The 1,959-nt window shown below is 57.8% G+C and carries 2 protein-coding genes; both read left to right on the forward strand.

The features are described from left to right. The first annotated feature begins 70 nt into the window (after positions 1-70). On the forward strand, positions 71-1,171 hold the full coding sequence (locus H1D41_RS18200; RefSeq protein WP_228850259.1) for an AAA family ATPase: 1,101 nt from the start codon (positions 71-73) through the stop codon (positions 1,169-1,171). A 9-nt stretch (positions 1,172-1,180) separates the two neighbouring features. Further along, on the forward strand, positions 1,181-1,959 hold a 779-nt coding region (locus tag H1D41_RS18205; RefSeq protein WP_228850260.1), incomplete at its 3' end, for a metallophosphoesterase.

Here is a 1,959-nt window from a genome sequence, read left to right on the forward strand (position 1 = left end):
CATCAGCCGCCCCCATCAGGGTCGTGGCCATGCGCCGGGCAGGTTTGCCTGGCTTTGAAAGGATTCTGTTTTGACTCGTTCCACCACTCTGATCCCCGTCAGCCCCATCAGGTTCATTGGCGAGCTCCCAAGCGTTCACGTCATTGAAAATCGCCTGCAGATGTTCCTGCGGACACTGCGGGCGTTAAAGCAGGACAACAACCTGACGGCCGTGAAGCTCAATCCGCATAAAATCCCCAACTGGCGCGAATTGATCGAAAAACCTGACCGTCTCAAGATTGAACGCCGGGCCCTGCGGTATCTGGAGCTGCTGGGAAACAAATCCGGCATGGCCCATCTGAACTCTGATGCGAAAGTCAAATTGGCCCCATTGCGCGGTGGCCTGCCTGTGTCGCGGATTGAAACGGAACATGAGGCGGATGAAATTGCTGCCGCCCTGCATGCCGAGATGCCCTGGATGGCGCGCGCAACCGAAGAGGTCTGGCATGGTCTGCGCGCCTCTGCCCTGGAGGGTTTGCCGGGATTGTGGTTCCATCCGCTGGTTCTGGTTGGCTCGCCCGGCATCGGCAAAAGTCATTGGGCCCGGCGCCTGGCACATCACCTGGCGGTGCCAGCCACGACGATTGAAGCCACAGGGGAGCCGGGGTCATTCTCGCTGGTTGGAACCCAGAAAGGTTGGGGCAATGCTTCGCCAGGAAAGCTGGTTCACACCGTCTTGTCGGAACAGCACGCTGGGCCACTTGTGATCGTCGATGAGGTGGAAAAAACTGGGGAGGTGACATCAACGAAAGGATCCCGCCACACGTTGACAGATGCGCTGTTGCCGCTGCTGGAACGCATGACGGCGCAAGCCTGGGAATGCCCGTATTTCCAGATCAGGTTTGATATGTCCTGGGTGAATTGGGTGATGACGGCGAACAGCCGGCATGGCCTGCCATCGCCGCTGCAAAGCCGATGTGTTGTTCTGGATCTGCCTGGCCTGACCCCGGATCAGCTGCGCGCGTTCGCAGAGATCGAAGGGAAACGCCGTGCTTTGCCAGACCCTGCGTTGGGGGCGCTGATGGATGTCTTTGATTGCGGCGCGATCAGCAGTTCCGAGCTGAGCCTGCGCACCGTCAGCCGCATGCTGGACCGCGCGCAGACCCTTGCCAACCGTCCACCATTGAACTGAGGTCACATCATGAATTACCTTACAATTCCGTACCATAACGGTAAAATCGTGGTCCTTGGTGACCTGCATTATGACAGTTTCCGCCGCTTCGCCCTGTGCCCGGTTAAGATGTGTGCGCTGCAGGATATCATCTGGAACGCCGATGCCCTGATCCTCGCCGGCGATCTGACAAACGGGCCGGCTAAAAACTGGGCACGGGTGTTCCGGTATCTGTCCAAATTTATCCAACCGGAACGGATTTATGCGCTGCCCGGAAACCACGATTATTACGGCGGGCTTCTGAGCGACGATCTTGGTTTGAAGAAAGCGGCAGAGAACGCCGGTGCGCATTTTGTGCAGAAACAGGCGCTGCTGCATGGCGATACGCGGATCTTTTGTTGCACACTGTGGACGGATTTTAATCTGTCTGGCGAGGCCTCCATTGCGATGCAGGAAGCTGACCGGGGCATGGCGGATTATGATTGGATTGGAGTACCGGTTGATCCCAGAGTATCCTGGGAAGACCTCCCGATTATGTGGCAACAGCGCCGCCTGAAACCGAGAGAAATACTGCGTGTGCATCAGGTTCATCGCGCCTGGCTGGATGATAGCCTGGCCAGCCCCCATCCAATCGGAAAGGGTGGTAAGATCGTGGTCGTCACGCATCACGGCCCGCATCCGGCCGCTGCCGGAAAGATCGACACGCTGTCGGCAGCCTTTCATTCAGACCTGGATAGCATGATCGAACAGCACCGCCCCGATGTTTGGTTCTTTGCCCATTCCCACCGCAGAATCTGCGCGAAAGTTCA

This window comes from Halocynthiibacter styelae (genome assembly GCF_016123485.1).
GTDB classification, from domain to species: Bacteria; Pseudomonadota; Alphaproteobacteria; order Rhodobacterales; family Rhodobacteraceae; genus Halocynthiibacter; species Halocynthiibacter styelae.